Origin of the sequence: Arsukibacterium sp., from assembly GCF_033722355.1 — a bacterium.
GTDB lineage: Bacteria > Pseudomonadota > Gammaproteobacteria > Enterobacterales > Alteromonadaceae > Alishewanella.
Genome location: NZ_JAWVZF010000058.1, coordinates 1 through 16,057, shown reverse-complemented (window position 1 = coordinate 16,057; position 16,057 = coordinate 1). Strand labels below are relative to the sequence as shown.

The 16,057-nt window shown below is 49.4% G+C and carries 14 protein-coding genes, 5 tRNA genes and 1 pseudogene; 19 read left to right on the top strand and 1 reads right to left on the bottom strand.

Features of this window, described 5'->3' with window-relative positions; genetic code table 11:
- A pseudogene (locus R3177_RS07460) lies at positions 1 to 207 on the bottom strand (carboxy-S-adenosyl-L-methionine synthase CmoA); the annotation flags it as partial.
- A 196-nt stretch (positions 208 to 403) separates the two neighbouring features.
- Here R3177_RS07460 and R3177_RS07455 point away from each other — a divergent pair.
- The 19 genes from R3177_RS07455 to R3177_RS07365 all read left to right on the top strand — a co-directional run bounded on the left by R3177_RS07455 (position 404) and on the right by R3177_RS07365 (position 15,764).
- Entirely contained in the window at positions 404 to 3,223 is a 2,820-nt protein-coding gene (locus R3177_RS07455; protein ID WP_318970410.1) for a diguanylate cyclase domain-containing protein, read from the top strand.
- 83 nt (positions 3,224 to 3,306) lie between these two features.
- A complete protein-coding gene (gene aspS, locus R3177_RS07450) occupies positions 3,307 to 5,082 on the top strand; it encodes an aspartate--tRNA ligase (RefSeq protein ID WP_318970409.1) in 1,776 nt (591 codons plus the stop codon).
- Between the two features lie 71 nt (positions 5,083 to 5,153).
- Positions 5,154 to 5,897, top strand: coding sequence for a YebC/PmpR family DNA-binding transcriptional regulator (locus R3177_RS07445; RefSeq protein WP_318970408.1), 744 nt, complete (start codon positions 5,154 to 5,156; stop codon positions 5,895 to 5,897).
- Between the two features lie 2 nt (positions 5,898 to 5,899).
- Positions 5,900 to 6,421 carry a crossover junction endodeoxyribonuclease RuvC gene (gene ruvC, locus R3177_RS07440; RefSeq protein ID WP_318970407.1) on the top strand — a complete coding sequence of 174 codons (522 nt, stop codon included), beginning with the start codon at positions 5,900 to 5,902 and terminating at the stop codon, positions 6,419 to 6,421.
- 49 nt (positions 6,422 to 6,470) lie between these two features.
- Positions 6,471 to 7,088 carry a Holliday junction branch migration protein RuvA gene (ruvA, locus tag R3177_RS07435; protein WP_318970406.1) on the top strand — a complete coding sequence of 206 codons (618 nt, stop codon included), beginning with the start codon at positions 6,471 to 6,473 and terminating at the stop codon, positions 7,086 to 7,088.
- 5 nt (positions 7,089 to 7,093) lie between these two features.
- On the top strand, positions 7,094 to 8,104 hold the full coding sequence (ruvB, locus tag R3177_RS07430; RefSeq protein WP_318970405.1) for a Holliday junction branch migration DNA helicase RuvB: 1,011 nt from the start codon (positions 7,094 to 7,096) through the stop codon (positions 8,102 to 8,104).
- A gap of 634 nt (positions 8,105 to 8,738) precedes the next feature.
- On the top strand, positions 8,739 to 9,149 hold the full coding sequence (ybgC, locus tag R3177_RS07425; protein ID WP_318970404.1) for a tol-pal system-associated acyl-CoA thioesterase: 411 nt from the start codon (positions 8,739 to 8,741) through the stop codon (positions 9,147 to 9,149).
- A gap of 1 nt (position 9,150) precedes the next feature.
- Positions 9,151 to 9,825, top strand: coding sequence for a protein TolQ (tolQ, locus tag R3177_RS07420; protein ID WP_318970411.1), 675 nt, complete (start codon positions 9,151 to 9,153; stop codon positions 9,823 to 9,825).
- Positions 9,825 to 10,250, top strand: coding sequence for a protein TolR (gene tolR / locus R3177_RS07415; RefSeq protein ID WP_318970403.1), 426 nt, complete (start codon positions 9,825 to 9,827; stop codon positions 10,248 to 10,250). The genes tolQ and tolR overlap by 1 nt, the downstream gene beginning before the upstream one ends.
- Positions 10,240 to 11,187 carry a cell envelope integrity protein TolA gene (gene tolA, locus R3177_RS07410; protein WP_318970402.1) on the top strand — a complete coding sequence of 316 codons (948 nt, stop codon included), beginning with the start codon at positions 10,240 to 10,242 and terminating at the stop codon, positions 11,185 to 11,187. The genes tolR and tolA overlap by 11 nt, the downstream gene beginning before the upstream one ends.
- Positions 11,187 to 12,536, top strand: a complete 1,350-nt coding sequence (tolB, locus tag R3177_RS07405) for a Tol-Pal system beta propeller repeat protein TolB (protein ID WP_318970401.1) — start codon at positions 11,187 to 11,189, stop codon at positions 12,534 to 12,536. Before tolA ends, tolB begins: the two co-directional genes overlap by 1 nt.
- A 33-nt stretch (positions 12,537 to 12,569) precedes the next feature.
- Complete coding sequence (gene pal, locus R3177_RS07400; RefSeq protein ID WP_318970400.1) at positions 12,570 to 13,097, top strand: peptidoglycan-associated lipoprotein Pal; 528 nt, start codon at positions 12,570 to 12,572, stop codon at positions 13,095 to 13,097.
- A 25-nt stretch (positions 13,098 to 13,122) separates the two neighbouring features.
- Positions 13,123 to 13,914, top strand: coding sequence for a tol-pal system protein YbgF (ybgF, locus tag R3177_RS07395; protein WP_318970399.1), 792 nt, complete (start codon positions 13,123 to 13,125; stop codon positions 13,912 to 13,914).
- 139 nt (positions 13,915 to 14,053) lie between these two features.
- A tRNA-Lys gene (locus R3177_RS07390) sits at positions 14,054 to 14,129 on the top strand.
- Positions 14,130 to 14,155: 26 nt separating this feature from the next.
- Positions 14,156 to 14,231, top strand: a tRNA-Lys gene (locus R3177_RS07385).
- A gap of 19 nt (positions 14,232 to 14,250) precedes the next feature.
- Positions 14,251 to 14,326, top strand: a tRNA-Lys gene (locus R3177_RS07380).
- Positions 14,327 to 14,345: 19 nt separating this feature from the next.
- Positions 14,346 to 14,421, top strand: a tRNA-Lys gene (locus R3177_RS07375).
- A gap of 80 nt (positions 14,422 to 14,501) precedes the next feature.
- Positions 14,502 to 15,560 carry a quinolinate synthase NadA gene (gene nadA / locus R3177_RS07370; RefSeq protein ID WP_318970398.1) on the top strand — a complete coding sequence of 353 codons (1,059 nt, stop codon included), beginning with the start codon at positions 14,502 to 14,504 and terminating at the stop codon, positions 15,558 to 15,560.
- A gap of 114 nt (positions 15,561 to 15,674) precedes the next feature.
- Positions 15,675 to 15,764: transfer RNA gene (locus R3177_RS07365), tRNA-Ser, on the top strand.
- Positions 15,765 to 16,057 lie beyond the last annotated feature (293 nt).

Here is a 16,057-nt window from a genome sequence, read left to right as displayed (position 1 = left end):
GGCAGTGCCCAGTGAGCAACCTAAATCATAATAGTTACTGTTGGCTTGCTGATAACGTCCGGTAAGCTTACCAATCGTCTGAATAATGGTCTGGTAGCCGGGTATAGAGCGCTGAATCATATCCGGGAAAACTTCAGCGACCTGGTCATCAAACCGAAAGTCCTGGATTTCCGCTAATGGCTCAGCGTAAATGTGATCTTTTTGCATAAATAACACCGGGGTTGCGCGGCAGTGAGCGAAAAGCGCTGTGGTAATAAGGCCGTTAGTTTACCTGAATTGTTGCGGCCAGCCAAAAGCAAACTTCAGCGTTGCCATAAAACATTGATGGCCATGCCCGTCCTTCTATTGACCAATACCGGGACTAAGAGTAAAACAGTAGAAGGTTAACTTTCAGTGTAAACACATGTTCAGACGTCTATTTTGTCACGCTGCTTTGTTGTTGTGTTTTGCCATCTCTGAGCATATCTATGCCGGGCCTGAGACCTTAAAAGTGGCACTAAGCAATGACACTTACCCTTATATGTTCGTTGATAAAGAAGGCAAGCCAAACGGCCTGCTGGTGGATTACTGGCGTGAAGTCGCCAGACAACATCAGTTTAATATTGAGTTTGTCATGGCAGAGTGGCCGGATACCGTGGCGTTATTGGATGCAGGTAAAGTCGATTTGCACGGGGGGATGGCTTATACCGAACAGCGGGCTAAGGATTATAAATTACACAATATCAATATTGCGATATACAGCAATGTGTTTGTTCACCGAGATTTATTGCGGGTGCAAAATCTTGACGATTTAATCCCCTATGCCATCGGGGTAGTCGAAAATTCCAGTCATATTGCGACGTTAAACCGGCTTTTGCCCAATGTTCTGCTGCGACAATATTCAAATGCAACGCAGATGTATGATGCGGCTCTGGCTGGTGAGCTCAGAGCCTTTGCCGGCTTAGATCGATTACCGCCGCGTTATCCCCTTTATCAGGAGTTAAATAACCAGTTTCCGCTTTATAAAAAAATACCATTGCAGGCTATTAATCTGGTATTTGGGGTGCCGTTGAATTCTCCGTTAAATGACAGGTTAGAGCAGTATGCGGCAGCGGTATCAGTGGCAACTCTCAATGCGCTGGAGCGAAAATGGCTCGGCTTAAAAGTTGATAAAGACGATACGCTGTTACTCGGGTTATCCGTACAGAATCAACCCTTGATGGATGTCACCTCTCAGGGGGAGGCTACCGGTTTGCTTGTAGATTTATGGCGGCTCTGGTCTGAAAAAACCGGTACCAGTATTGCTTTTGTGCCCGATAATACGATTGACAGTCTGGCGAGTCTGGCCAATCAGCGGATTGATGCCTACATCGGTTTTCCGGCGGTTGATAACCTGAGCCCCCAGCTTACCCAGGCCTACCATATATACAGTTTCAGCACTGCGTATTACCGGCTGAAAAGCAGTCAGCAACCGCCATTAGAGAGCCATTTTGCCGGCAACATCGGCATTTTCAACAACACCAGTTATCTGGCAGAGTTGCAAAGGCGGTATCCGGCAGTAACCTTTAAGCGTTATCCGTCGTTGGAAACATTAGCCAACGCTACCTTAAAGGGCGAAATTGATGGCTTTTTCAGTGCCGACGTCATCGCCCAGACCCGGCTGGACCAGCTTAATCTGGCTAATCATTTTGTTGATATGCCAACGACCCGAATGTTTGCACCGTTATATGTCTATACCCACATTGAAAACAGTGAACTGGCTGAGAAAATCAAGCAGGGGTTTAATCAGATTCCGCTGTCAGAGCTTTCTGTTATAGAAAAACAATGGATTCGTTCGCCCGAGCATAGTTACTTTGACGATTACAGCAATAACATACCACTGACGCCGCAAGAGCGCGACTGGCTGGCCGCGCAGAGTCCGTTACGGGTTGGCATTATGAATAACTGGCCGCCAATGGAATTTGTTGACGAAGCGGGCAATATTACCGGGCTGACCAATGAAATTCTGCAGGTTCTGAGTAAACGGTTAAATATCCGGTTTGAGCTGACGGTATATGATGATTTCGATATTATTCTTGCTGATCTGAAGCAGCGAAACATAGACTTAGTGGCTAATGTTTCACCTAAAGAGGAGCGTAAAACTTACGCGCTGTTCACCGAACCCTTCTGGACCGTGCAATGGGCGGTGATCAGTCATATCGGCACTGACAATATCGCCTCAGCAAATCAGCTGAAAGGCAAGCGGATCGCTATTTTTAAAGACTATCAGTTATCGTCCGACTTAGCCGATTTAATTGCTGATGTTGAGGTTGTCAAAGTCAGCGACATCAATGACGGCATCCGCTTGCTGCAAAATAACCGGGTAGATTTTGTGCTCGACTCGTTAGAGGCCGGTAGCCGGGCATTAAAGCAGACCAATGCCATAAACTTAAAAATACAGCTGATAGATGATTTGCCGGAACAGCTGTCCCTGGTGGCGGTGCGAAGTGATTATCAGCCTTTATTACCTATTTTAAATAAAGGCTTGCGCAGCATAAGTGAAGCGGACCGGGCTCAGATGTATAAAAACTGGTTTGACTTTAAAATAACTCAGGGTATTGACCGCCAGCAACTGCATCAGATTATCTGGCAGTTAATCGCGGTAGCACTGGTATTTATTACGGTGTTTATTATCTGGAATTATTTCTTACGCCGTGAAGTGAATCTGCGTCGGCAAGCTGAAGATAATATGCGCTATATGGCTACTCACGATGACTTAACCGCCTTACCAAATCGCAGTTTATTAAAAGAGCGGATTGACCAGGCTCTGGAGCAACATAGCCGCCACAATGAAATACTGGCCGTCCTCTTTATCGATCTGGATGGATTTAAGGAAATTAATGATCGTTATGGCCATGACGCTGGCGATGAGCTGTTACTGAAGCTGGCGGCGGTAATGCAAAGTTGTGTGCGAAAAAGCGATACAGTGGCCCGGTTTGGAGGTGATGAGTTTGTCGTATTACTGACGGCATTACTGCACCGTGATGATGCGGCAATTGTCGCTGAAAAAATTCTTTATCAGTTAGCTCAGCCGTTACAATTATCGTTTGCTCAGGTGCAGGTTGGCGCCAGTATTGGCATTGCGGTCTATCCTTACGATGCGACCAGCAGTAATGCGCTGTTAAAGCAAGCTGATAAACAAATGTATCAGGCAAAGCAGCAGGGCAAGAACGGTTATAGTTTTACTGAACGAGAGTTTTCGTGAACGGGCAGTGACATTAAGCGCTATTTCTATATAATTGGCGGTCATTTTACAGCGGCTGACCAAAGAGATAGAAGGAAGGGTTAATGCGTAGCCATTACTGTGGTTTTTTAACTGCCCAACATGCCGGGCAACAGGTGTCATTGTGTGGCTGGGTCAACCGGCGCCGGGATCTTGGTGGCGTTATTTTTATCGATTTGCGTGACCGTGAAGGCATTGTCCAGGTGATCTGTGACCCGGATTTAACCGCGTTGTTTGATCTGGCTTACACCGTCAGAAACGAATTTTGTATTCAGGTTACCGGCGAAGTGCGGCTAAGGCCCCAATCACAAATTAACGCCGATATGGCAACCGGTGAAGTGGAAGTCTATGCCAGCGGCCTGACCATTTTAAATAAAGCCGCGCCATTGCCACTGGATTTTAACCACGACAACAGTGAAGAACAGCGTCTGAAGTACCGTTATCTGGATTTACGCCGCCCGGTAATGAGCGAGCGGCTGAAATTCCGCGCCCGGGTCACCAGTTTTGTCCGCAATTTTATGGACAGTAACGGTTTCCTCGATGTTGAAACCCCTATTTTAACCAAAGCCACGCCTGAGGGGGCCCGTGACTATCTGGTGCCAAGCCGGACCCACAAAGGCCAGTTTTTTGCTTTGCCACAGTCGCCGCAGTTATTCAAGCAATTGCTGATGATGTCTGGTCTTGACCGTTATTATCAGATTGTAAAATGCTTCCGGGATGAAGACTTACGTGCTGACCGTCAGCCGGAATTTACCCAGATTGATATCGAAACCTCCTTTATGAGCGCAGAGCAGGTAATGGCGGTGACCGAGCAGATGGTTCGCCAGTTGTTTTTGCAGCAGCTTGAGGTAGACCTGGGTGAGTTTCCGCAAATGACCTTTAATGAAGCCATGCGCTTGTATGGCTCAGACAAGCCCGATTTACGCAACCCGATGCAGTTTGTCGATATTGCCGATTTAGTGAAAGACATTGAGTTTAAAGTGTTCTCCGGCCCGGCTAATGACAGCAAAGGGCGGGTCGTGGCACTTAAAGTGCCGGCAGCAGCCGAAAAGGTATCACGCAAGGATATTGATAATTACACCAATTTTGTCGGTATCTACGGAGCAAAAGGCCTGGCCTGGATGAAGGTGAATAAGGTCAGTGCCGGCATCGACGGTGTGCAGTCGCCGGTGGCAAAATTTTTAACTGCTGATATTGTCCAGAGTATCGTGCAGCGCACTGGTGCAACTGACGGCGACCTGATTTTCTTTGGCGCAGACAGCTATAAAGTAGTGTGTGAGGCAATGGGCGCGCTACGCCTGAAGCTTGGCGAAGATTTGGGGCTGACGGTACCGGGCTGGAAACCGCTGTGGGTTGTTGATTTCCCGATGTTTGAAGAGAACGACGATGGCAGTCACACGGCAGTGCATCACCCCTTTACGTCGCCTCTGGACAGCGCTGCCTTTCTGGCGACCCCGATTGAGCAACTTGACCATACCAGTTTATTGTCCAACGCCTATGACATGGTACTCAATGGTACTGAGTTAGGTGGCGGCTCTGTGCGTATTCACAGCGCAGAAGTACAGGCGAAAGTATTTAAATTACTGGGTATCAGCGATGAGGAAGCGACAGAGAAGTTTGGCTTCCTGCTAGAGGCATTAAAATTTGGTGCGCCACCGCATGCGGGTTTAGCTTTTGGTCTGGACCGCCTTGTAATGCTGATGACCGGGGCGACTTCCATCCGGGATGTGATGGCGTTTCCTAAAACAGCAACCGCTGCCTGTCCACTGACCGATGCGCCAGGCGAAGCTAACCCTGCGCAACTGGCGGAGTTAAATATTCAGGTTGTCAGTAAATCGTAACAGTTATAAGTTGTAAACATGCGGCAGCAGTTGGTTGCCGCATGATTGTTTGTGCAAGCGAGGAGTGAAAGATGGCCGGCCATAGTAAATGGGCGAACATGAAGCATCGCAAAGCCCGCCAGGATGCCAAAAAAAGTAAGATATTCACCAAAATTATTCGTGAGCTGACCGTTTCAGCCCGCAGTAATCCCGATGTCAGTGCCAATCCGCGGTTAAGGCTGGCAGTCGACAAAGCCCTGTCCGAGAATATGACCCGCGATACTATCGACCGGGCGATTAAACGTGGCGCCGGTGCCACGGAAGGCGAAAACTACGAGGAATTGGTCTACGAAGGTTATGGCCCGAATGGGGTCGCCATCATTGTTGAAACCATGACTGACAACAACAAAAGAACGGTAGCGGATGTGCGCAACGCTTTTACTAAAAATGGCGGGAATTTAGGCACGACCGGCTCTGTCGCCTATTTGTTTGCCCGTCGTGGTGTTCTGTTTTATGCGCCTGGAGTCGATGAAGACGCTTTGCTTGATGCGGCACTGGAAGCCGGTGCTGAAGATGTCCAAACCCATGAGGATGGCAGTATCGAAGTCTTTACCAGTGCCGAACTGTACAATGATATTAAAGATCAGTTAACGGCAGCCGGTTTTACCGCCGATGATGCCCAGATTGATATGATCCCGTCAATCCGGGCACAGGTTGATGCTGATAACGTCGGCCGTTTTTTTAAACTGATTGATATGCTGGAAGATTCGGACGATGTACAGAATGTCTATCATAACGCCGATATCAGTGATGAGCTGCTTGGCGAGCATAGCTGACGGTGGCGATTATTCTGGGGATAGACCCTGGTAGCCGCCTGACCGGCTATGGCGTGGTGCGCCAGCAAGGCAATAAATTTGTCTATCTGGCCAGTGGTTGTATCCGGCTGGGCACCGATGCGCTACCAGAGCGGTTGCTGCGTATTTTCAACGGGATTTCTGAAATTATTTGTCAGACCCAGCCGACGGTATTTGCGATTGAGCAGGTTTTTATGGCCCGCAACCCGGATTCAGCATTAAAGCTGGGGCAGGCAAGGGGAGCTGCCATTGTCGCTGCCCGGCATGCCGGGCTCGCGGTATTCGAATATTCAGCCAGGCAGGTTAAACAGGCTGTCGTCGGCACCGGCGCGGCTGATAAAGCCCAGGTACAGCATATGGTACGCTCGTTGCTCCAGTTAAGCGCCAGCCCCCAGGCTGATGCCGCCGATGCGCTTGCAGTGGCGTTATGTCACGGGCATACTCAGCAGAGCCTGCTGGCGTTAGCCGGGCAGGCCAGTAAAACGGTGCGCCGCCGCTTGCGCTGATCCGCCCGGACCAGTTAATACTAAACCAACTAACAAGAAGAACCGCCAGATGATTGGACGCTTACAAGGGGTATTGCTGGAAAAGCAGGCGCCGGATATTTTACTGGACGTCGCCGGTGTAGGCTATGAGGTACAGTTACCATTAACCAGTTTCTATCAGTTGCCCGACCCCGGCAGTCAGGCGACAATTTATACCCATTTTGTCGTGCGCGAAGATGCCCAGCTGTTATATGGTTTTATTACCGATACCGAGCGCAGCTTGTTCCGCCAGCTGATTAAAGCAAACGGGGTCGGGCCCAAACTGGCCCTGACCATTTTATCCGGTATGACTGCCCAGCAGTTTGTCCACTGTGTGCTGCATGACGACATTACCACTCTGGTAAAACTGCCTGGCGTTGGTAAAAAAACGGCTGAGCGACTGGTAATTGAAATGCGTGATCGCTTAAAAGACTGGGGTGTCAGTAGCACCCCGGTGACAGATAAACTGACCCTGGCAGGTGACGATGCGCTATTCGCGCCACCGGTCAGCGCTGAACAAGATGCATTAAGTGCCTTAGTGGGGCTGGGTTACAGTCAGGCCCAGGCCAGCAAAGCCGTGAAATTAGTTAAACGCGCCGACATGAGCAGTGAACAGCTGATCATGGCGGCCCTTAAAAGTATGATATAGCCAAGATGATTGAAGCTGATCGAATGATCCAGGGCACTGCGACCCGTGAAGATGAAGTAATAGATAGGGCCATCCGGCCGAAAACGCTGGCTGATTATACCGGCCAGCAGCATGTACGCGAACAAATGGCTATTTTTATTGAAGCAGCACGCGGCCGCGGCGACCCGTTAGATCACCTGCTGATTTTCGGCCCGCCGGGTCTGGGTAAAACGACCCTGGCGATGATTGTCGCCAATGAAATGGGCGTGAATATCAAAAGCACCTCAGGACCGGTGCTGGAGAAGGCCGGGGATTTAGCAGCACTTTTGACCAACCTTGAGCAGAATGATGTGCTGTTTATTGATGAGATACACCGGCTCAGTCCGGTGGTTGAAGAGATTTTATATCCGGCAATGGAAGATTATCAGCTGGATATTATGATAGGTGAAGGGCCCGCTGCCCGTTCGATAAAACTGGAGCTCCCCCCTTTTACCCTGATTGGCGCAACAACCCGCGCCGGCGCATTAACCTCGCCGCTGCGTGACCGTTTTGGTATTGTGCAGCGGCTGGAATTTTATAAAGTAGACGAGCTTAGCGATATTATTCAGCGTTCAGCGCTGTATCTTAACTTGCAACTGGATAAAGGGGCCGCTACAGAAATTGCCCGTCGTTCCCGTGGCACACCCCGCATCGCCAATCGCCTGCTGCGCCGGGTACGCGATTACGCTCAGGTGAAATCAGATGGCACTGTCTCGGTTGCTATTGCTGCGCAGGCACTGCAGATGGTAGATGTCGATGCCGAGGGCTTTGATTACATGGATCGTAAGCTTATCCTGGCCATTATTGATAAGTTTATCGGTGGCCCGGTGGGGTTAGATAATTTAGCGGCGGCGATTGGCGAAGAAAAAGAAACCATCGAAGATGTGATAGAGCCGTTTTTAATTCAGCAGGGTTTTATTCAGCGTACGCCCCGTGGCCGCATCGCCACACCACGCGCCTATAAGCACTTTGGCTTTGATTTACCCAAATCAGAATGAATTGACGCATCGTATTCGCTAACTGGTTGGTGCTGCAGCCAACACCGCTGCAGTTTCAAATAGGACGGGTAAAAAAAAAAGCCCGCTCAATGGAGCGGGCAAAGCAACAAGTTGAAGGAGTGCTTCAATAAATCCAGGGAACATGCGTAACAGCAGCAAAACTCATCATAGAAATCAGTCTCACTGCGAAGTGTACTTTACTAAACAAGGTAACCCTCTTACCCTGCCTTTGCGCTAGCTCAGAACACGGCGTCATATTAATAAGTTCGAGCATTTACTTCAAACGAGAAAAATTAGCGTGCTGACATTAAAATAACTAATGCGACAGGGTTGACAGCCCGACCAATAATTAACCAGTTTGCCGGCATTAGCTAAAAGCACCCCTTTATTCATCTGTGATTAAGTTTAAATGTGGATGATAGCTCGGATTACTTTTTGTGGTCAGTAAAGACGCTCGGTTAAAATGTCCGGTATTTTCAGCAGAATGAACTTCAGGTAAACAGATGAGTCTGTTTTCTGAACACAATGCAATAGCTGGCTGAAAATAAATATAGTTAGCGTCTGGCAGGGTTAGCCATTGAGTTTGCCGATCCGGCTATTTATCATACGCGCACAAATTAAGATGTGGTTATAAATGCCTGAAACACACTTTGAGTTGCCGATAAGAGTATATTATGAAGACACCGATGCCGGTGGCATCGTGTACTACGCGAATTACCTGAAATTTTTTGAAAGAGCCCGCACTGAATGGTTACGGGCACTGGGTATAGAGCAGGATATTCTGTTGTCAAATAATATCGCTTTTGTTGTTACTCAGGTTTTAATGAATAACAAAAAAAGCGCCGGGTTTAATGAATTATTGACGGTATCGAGTCAAATCAGTACCTTAAAGTCAGCTAGTATCATTTTTACTCAGCAAATTTATAATGCTGCGGCCCAGTTAGTTTGTCAGGCCGAAATTAAAGTTGCCTGCGTTGATAAGCAGGCTATGAAAGCCCGGCCGATGCCGGCCGAAATTGCAGAGGTATTAACGCGTGTCAGGTGAAATCTCCATTCTACATTTATTACTCGATGCCAGTATTGTGGTGCAGGCTGTCATGCTTATTTTAGTGGGAATGTCGGTTGCCTCCTGGAGTATGATTTTCAAACGGAAAAAAGTGCTGAAAGAGGCTCTGGATGATGCCAAGAGATTTGAAGATAAATTCTGGTCCGGCATTGACTTGTCAAAGTTATACGCTGAAGTCAGCGCCCGCCAGAGCAATAACGGCTTAGAAGCACTGTTTAAAGCCGGTTTCAAAGAATTTGCAAGGTTGCACAAGAGCAGCCGGCAGCAGCCTGCAGCATTAATGGAAGGTGCACAACGGGCAATGCGGGTTGGTTTGTCACGTGAAGTTGAGCGGCTTGAAACCAACCTGCCTTTTCTGGCGACTGTCGGGTCAATCAGCCCCTATATTGGCTTGTTTGGTACGGTCTGGGGCATTATGAATTCTTTTATCGCGCTGGGGGCAGTACAGCAGGCAACGTTAGCAATGGTGGCACCAGGCATAGCAGAAGCCCTGATCGCGACAGCGATAGGTCTGTTCGCTGCCATTCCGGCCGTTATTGCCTACAACAAATTTTCACATCAGGTTGAGTTACTGGAGAGCAGCTACGTTAATTTCGTTGAAGAATTTTCGAATATATTGCACCGCCAGGCGGTTAACAGCATTGAGGCTGCCTGATGTACATCCGTAAAAAACGGCGGATGATGGCCGAAATCAACGTGGTGCCTTACATCGATGTTATGCTGGTGTTGTTAGTTATTTTTATGGTGACCACCCCCCTTATTACTCAGGGCGTAAAAGTGGAGTTGCCCAAGTCAGCAGCAGAGCCGATAGCGCAGATGACAGAGGGTAAAACCCCATTGGTGGCAACCGTGGACAGTGACGGTTTGTATTACTTTGAAAAAGACGGTAATCAACAGGGGCCGTTTACGGCAGCGGAATTGCAGGTGGAAGTTGCCAGCTGGCTGACAATCGAGCCGGGCACCCAGGTTATTGTCAAAGGCGATAAAGCGGTAAGTTATGAAGCCGTGATCCGTCTGATTAATGTGTTAAAGAATGCCGGTGCGCCGGCAGTGGGTTTAATGACTGATAATGAAGTTTAATACGTTTAAACCAGCTCTGACCACGCCGTTGGCGAAATCGTTGACCTTACACGTCGCTATTTTGCTGTTATTGATTTTTGGCGCCAATATCAGTTTTAAACGTAAAACGGTAGAACTGTCCGTCAGCACCGAGCAGGCCGTTGAAAGCAACCCGGCACCGGTCGAAGCGGTAGCGATAGACCGCAAAGAGTTAGAGCAGCGGGTGGCTGAAATTCAGAAAGACCGTGCAGCTGCCAGAAAAGCGGAAGAAGAGCGGATAGCAGCGCTGGAGCGCCGCGCCCGCGAAGCTGAGCGCAGCCGGGCGGCAGAGGAGCAACGTTTAAAGCGGGTAGCAGAAGAGAAACGACAGGCAGATGAAGCTGCCCGTAAGTCAAAAGCGGCCGCAGCCGAAGCCCAGAAGAAACAACAAGCCGAAGCTGAGAAAGCCAGACAGGCAGAAGAAGCGCGTAAGGCGCGTGAAGCTGAACAGAAAAAAGCGGAAGCGGCTGCAAAAGCGGCCGAAGAGAAGCGACGCCAGGCGGAAGAAGCGGCGGCCAAAGCGCAGGCAGAGCAGGAGCGTAAAGCCCGCGAAGCCAGAGAGCAGGCAGAACGTGAGAGACAAATTCAGGAACAACTGGCCAGAGAAGCGGAAGCAAGACGCCAGGCCAGAGCACAGCAGGCGGTGACTGAGGTACAACGTTACACTGCGATGATCCGCGACACTATTCAGCGTAACTTGCTGGTAGATGAGAATATGCGCGGTAAGACAGCGAGGATCAACATCCGGCTGGCAACCAGTGGCTTTGTTACCGATGTGCGCTATGTCAGTGGAGACCGTCAGGTAGCTGATGCGGCAATCAGAGCAGTGAACAGAGCAGGTACCCTGCCGGTATCTACTGATCCTGATGTTTATAATCAACTGAAAGATATAACTTTAACGGTGGCACCAGAATTCTGATGATGATTAATTTACTGAAAAAGACCCTTATCCTGACCATTTTACTGTTGCCGGTGATGGCCCGTGCGTCACTGGAAATTGTGATTACTGAGGGTATCGATTCAGCCCGGCCGGTAGCAATATTGCCGTTCAGTTTTAACGGTACAACCCGGCCGACTGAAAACCTGGCAGAAATTGTGGCGGCGGATTTAATGCGAAGCGGTAAATTCAGCCCGTTATCCCGGATTAAAATGCCGCAGCAACCGGCAAACTCGAAAGAGATTAATTTTGCAGCCTGGGCCAGAGAAGGCGTTGAAGCCATTGTCATGGGGCAGATTAACGAGATTGGTATCGACCGTTACACAGTGAGTTTTGAGCTGATAGATGTACTGAAAGGCAACAGTGGCCCTAATTCGCAAATGCTTAATGCCGGTAAACTTGTCACCAGCAACGAACATTTACTCGATAGTCGTGAAACTACGATTAATGGTAATCAGTTCCGCCAGTATGCCCACAGGATCAGCGACATTGTGTACGAAAAGCTGACCGGTGAGCGGGGGGCTTTCCTGACCAAAATTGCTTACGTGCTGGTACGCCCGGCCAATGAGTTCCCGTATCAGCTGGTGGTCGCCGATTACGATGGCGTAAATGAACAGATTTTACTGCGCTCAAAAGAGCCGCTGATGTCTCCCAGTTGGTCTCCTGATGGCACTAAGCTGGCTTATGTAACGTTTGAGCGTCGTCAGGCTCAGGTTTTCATTCAGGATATTTACAGCGGAAGGCGCACCGTGGTCAGCAGCTACCCGGGTATCAATGGCGCGCCGGTATGGTCACCGGATGGTGAAAGCCTGGCGCTGGTGTTGTCTAAAGACGGTAACCCTGAAATTTACACCCTGAATATTGCTACCAAGGCATTGCGACGCATTACCAGTCACCGGGCGATTGATACCGAGCCCAACTGGTCGCCCGATGGCAAAGAGCTGGTGTTCAGCTCGGACAGAGGTGGCAATCCGCAACTTTATAGCGTAAATTTAACAACTGACACAACCCGGCGTCTGACCTTTGAAGGTGAGATGAATCTGGCGGGTGCCTACACGCCTGACGGCAACACTATCGTGATGGTGAACCGGACTCAGGGCCAGTACCATATAGCAAAAATGGATCGGCAAAGCCGCTATCTGCAGGTACTGACAAAAACGAATTTAGATGAGTCACCCAGTATTGCGCCAAATGGGTCGATGATTATTTACAGCACCATGCATGGTTCGTCGCAGGTGCTGGCACTGGTTTCAATGGATGGACGCTTTAAAGCCCGACTGCCGGCGATCGATGGACAGGTCAAATCGCCGGCCTGGTCACCTTTTTTATAAACACAACGTGGTTAACTTACTAAGGACAACAAAATGAACTTAAACAAAGTGGTAAAGGCTTTATTAGTCGCAGTACCTGTGATGACTTTAGCCGCCTGTAGCTCAACGTCATCAACTTCTGCTGATGATGCCAATACGTCACAAGCGCAACAGGTCACTGAGACTGTGCAGGTTGAAACAGCAGAACCTGTAATGAGCCCTGCTGAACAAATGCGTCAGAAACTGGAAGCACTGCGCCAGGAAAATACCATTTACTTCGATTTCGACCGGGCAACTATTCGTCCTGAGTTTGTTGAAGTATTAGAAGCGCATGCCAGCTTTTTACGTGCTAACCCGAGCGTCCGGGTGACCATCGAAGGTCATTCAGATGAGCGTGGTACTCCAGAATACAATATCGCGTTAGGTGAGCGTCGTGCTCAGGCTGTGGCATCTTACTTACAGAACCTGGGTGTTTCTGCTGGTCAGCTGTCTACCGTAAGTTACGGTGAGGAAAAGCCAGTAGACAGATCACGCACTGAAACCGGTTTCGCGAAGAACCGTCGTGCGGTATTAGTATACTAATAAATAATTACGAAAACGGGTGATCATGACAGTAACTAAAACACTGTGGGTTGCTCTGTCCTTAGTGAGTACTGGTGCCTGGGCTAACCCGGCACCAGTTACTGAGTTGGGCAGAAATAACACGCCAAACCAGCAACTGGGCACTTCTGGTGCAGGTACGCTGGAGCAACGTCTGGCAACTTTGGAGCGGGTCGTCGAAGCCCGGGCCCAGGGTCAAATCCGGATGCAGCAGCAATTACACTTATTGCTCGAAGAAGTCAGTCAGCTACGGGGGGTTACCGAAACCCACACCTATCAGTTAGACGAAATGCTGCAGCGGCAACGCGATTTATATCAGGAAATTGACCGCAGGGTAAGCGCGTTACAAAGTACGCCTGCCGCCACGCCACCGGTTTCCGCTAACCAGAATAATGTGCCAACCGTTTCCTATTCCTCAAATATGTCAGAAAACGATGCTTATGATAAAGCCGTTAATATGGTATTGAAAGATCGGCGCTACGATGCGGCGATCCCTGAATTTGAAGCGTTTTTACAAACTTACCCTCAGTCAGGCTATGCGCCGAATGCCCATTACTGGCTGGGTCAGTTACTGTTTAATAACAATGAACTGGCCAAAGCAAAAACCCATTTTGAACGGGTCGTCACGAATTTCGGGGATTCCAGCAAAGTCCCTGATGCGTTGTTAAAGCTAGGTCAGGTTGCAGAGCGCGAAAACAACAAAGAAGCTGCGTTAAAGTTTTACCGGCAGCTGATAAAAGATCATGCCTCAGCAACGTCTGCTCGCCTGGCACAGGAACGGATAGACGCCCTTAAATAAGCCTTCAAAGCCAACCTTCAGGTTGGCTTTGTTGTTTCATATCGCTGGCTTTTTGCGCAGTCAGGCCGCTATCAGGGCGTTTTTAACATTTTTCGGTTGCACTAGCGCCGTAAATCAGTAAGATATGCGTCCGCGGTTAGGGTCATTAGCTCAGCTGGTAGAGCAGCGGACTTTTAATCCGTTGGTCGATGGTTCGAATCCATCATGACCCACCAAACCGCGCAAACAAGTATACCGAAGTGGGTCATTAGCTCAGCTGGTAGAGCAGCGGACTTTTAATCCGTTGGTCGATGGTTCGAATCCATCATGACCCACCACTTCGTGAATATCCTGTTTGGGTCATTAGCTCAGCTGGTAGAGCAGCGGACTTTTAATCCGTTGGTCGATGGTTCGAATCCATCATGACCCACCACTTTACGTTTCTGCTGTTTGGGTCATTAGCTCAGCTGGTAGAGCAGCGGACTTTTAATCCGTTGGTCGATGGTTCGAATCCATCATGACCCACCAAACCCCCGCTTGTTAAATACTGTTAATACTAATCTGACCGTTGTATAATACGCGCCCTTTTAAGCAATGTGGCAGGTGTTATGACGCAGTCGCTGTATTTTAGTGAGCAGGATTTCAGGTTTCCCAGAAAGCCTGTGCCTTTGTCTGCAGATGAAAAGCTGGCATATAAAGCCCGGATTAAAGCGTTGTTACAGCAGAAAAATGCGGTGCTGGTTGCCCATTACTATACCGATCCGGAAATTCAGGCCCTGGCCGAAGAAACCGGCGGTTGTGTGTCCGACTCACTGGAAATGGCCCGTTTTGGTAACGAGCATCCGGCCGATACCTTAATTGTCGCCGGTGTTAAGTTTATGGGCGAAACCGCGAAAATTCTGACGCCAAATAAAACGGTATTAATGCCAACGCTGGAGGCCACCTGTTCGCTGGATTTAGGCTGTCCGGCTGAACCGTTCTCAGCATTCTGTGATGCTCATCCTGACCGGGTAGTGGTGGTGTATGCCAATACGTCTGCTGCGGTTAAAGCCCGTGCTGACTGGGTGGTCACTTCGTCTATTGCGCTCGATGTCGTGGACTACCTCGACAGTCAGGGTAAAAAAATTATCTGGGGCCCCGATAAGCACCTGGGTGCTTATGTCCAGAAACAAACTGGCGCCGATATGCTGCTATGGGACGCTGCCTGTATTGTCCACGATGAATTTAAAGCCAATGCGCTGATCGAGCTGAAAAAACAGTACCCGGACGCGGCGGTACTGGTGCATCCTGAGTCGCCAGACAGCGTGGTACAGCTGGCTGATGCGGTAGGTTCAACCAGTCAGCTGATTAAAGCCAGCCAAACCCTGCCCAACAGCACCTTTATTGTGGCGACCGACAAAGGCATTTTTTACAAAATGCAGCAGCAAATGCCAGATCGCACCTTTATAGAAGCACCAACGGGCGGTAACGGTGCCACCTGTCGCAGCTGCGCCCATTGCCCCTGGATGGCAATGAACGGTTTAAAAGCCATTGAGGCGGCGTTAACCGATACCACTGGTCATGAGATCTTTGTCGATAGCGCGCTACGTGAAAAAGCCTTGGTGCCGCTAAACCGGATGCTCAGCTTCGCCCGTGATTTAAAAATTCAGGTAAAAGGCAACGCTTAACCTAAAACCGGCAATGGCTGTTTAAAAAGCAGCCATAAAAAACCAGTTATGTATATAACAGTTGCAGCGCGCGGGGATTTTCCCTAGTATAGCCGCGCTTGCAACGCAAGTTCCGGAGAGATGGCTGAGTGGCTGAAGGCGCACGCCTGGAAAGTGTGTTTAGGTTAACCCCTAACGAGGGTTCGAATCCCTCTCTCTCCGCCAATTAAATGAAAAAGGCCCACGCCAAAAGCGTGGGCCTTTTTCATTTAACGCGGCAGAGATCGAGGATTTGGTTCGAACCCTGAGTTCGACAAATTCGTTGGGAGCGAATTTGGACGCACTTTAGTGCGGCCCGCAGGGCCAGCGCCATGGATGGTGCAGGCAATCCCTCGGTGTCGCCAAAAGCGTGGGCCTTTTTCATTTAACGCGGCAGAGATCGAGGATTTGGTTCGAACCCTGAGTTCGACAAATTCGTTGGGAGCGAATTTGGACGCACTTTAGTGCGGCCCGCAGGG

Coding starts and splice junctions, on each gene's coding strand:
- nadA (WP_318970398.1), top strand. CDS start 14,502: ATGACGCAGTCGCTGTATTTTAGTGAGCAGGATTTCAGGTTTCCCAGA.
- tolB (WP_318970401.1), top strand. CDS start 11,187: ATGATGATTAATTTACTGAAAAAGACCCTTATCCTGACCATTTTACTG.
- tolA (WP_318970402.1), top strand. CDS start 10,240: ATGAAGTTTAATACGTTTAAACCAGCTCTGACCACGCCGTTGGCGAAA.
- ruvA (WP_318970406.1), top strand. CDS start 6,471: ATGATTGGACGCTTACAAGGGGTATTGCTGGAAAAGCAGGCGCCGGAT.
- aspS (WP_318970409.1), top strand. CDS start 3,307: ATGCGTAGCCATTACTGTGGTTTTTTAACTGCCCAACATGCCGGGCAA.
- R3177_RS07445 (WP_318970408.1), top strand. CDS start 5,154: ATGGCCGGCCATAGTAAATGGGCGAACATGAAGCATCGCAAAGCCCGC.
- tolR (WP_318970403.1), top strand. CDS start 9,825: ATGTACATCCGTAAAAAACGGCGGATGATGGCCGAAATCAACGTGGTG.
- ybgF (WP_318970399.1), top strand. CDS start 13,123: ATGACAGTAACTAAAACACTGTGGGTTGCTCTGTCCTTAGTGAGTACT.
- ruvB (WP_318970405.1), top strand. CDS start 7,094: ATGATTGAAGCTGATCGAATGATCCAGGGCACTGCGACCCGTGAAGAT.
- R3177_RS07455 (WP_318970410.1), top strand. CDS start 404: ATGTTCAGACGTCTATTTTGTCACGCTGCTTTGTTGTTGTGTTTTGCC.
- ybgC (WP_318970404.1), top strand. CDS start 8,739: ATGCCTGAAACACACTTTGAGTTGCCGATAAGAGTATATTATGAAGAC.
- pal (WP_318970400.1), top strand. CDS start 12,570: ATGAACTTAAACAAAGTGGTAAAGGCTTTATTAGTCGCAGTACCTGTG.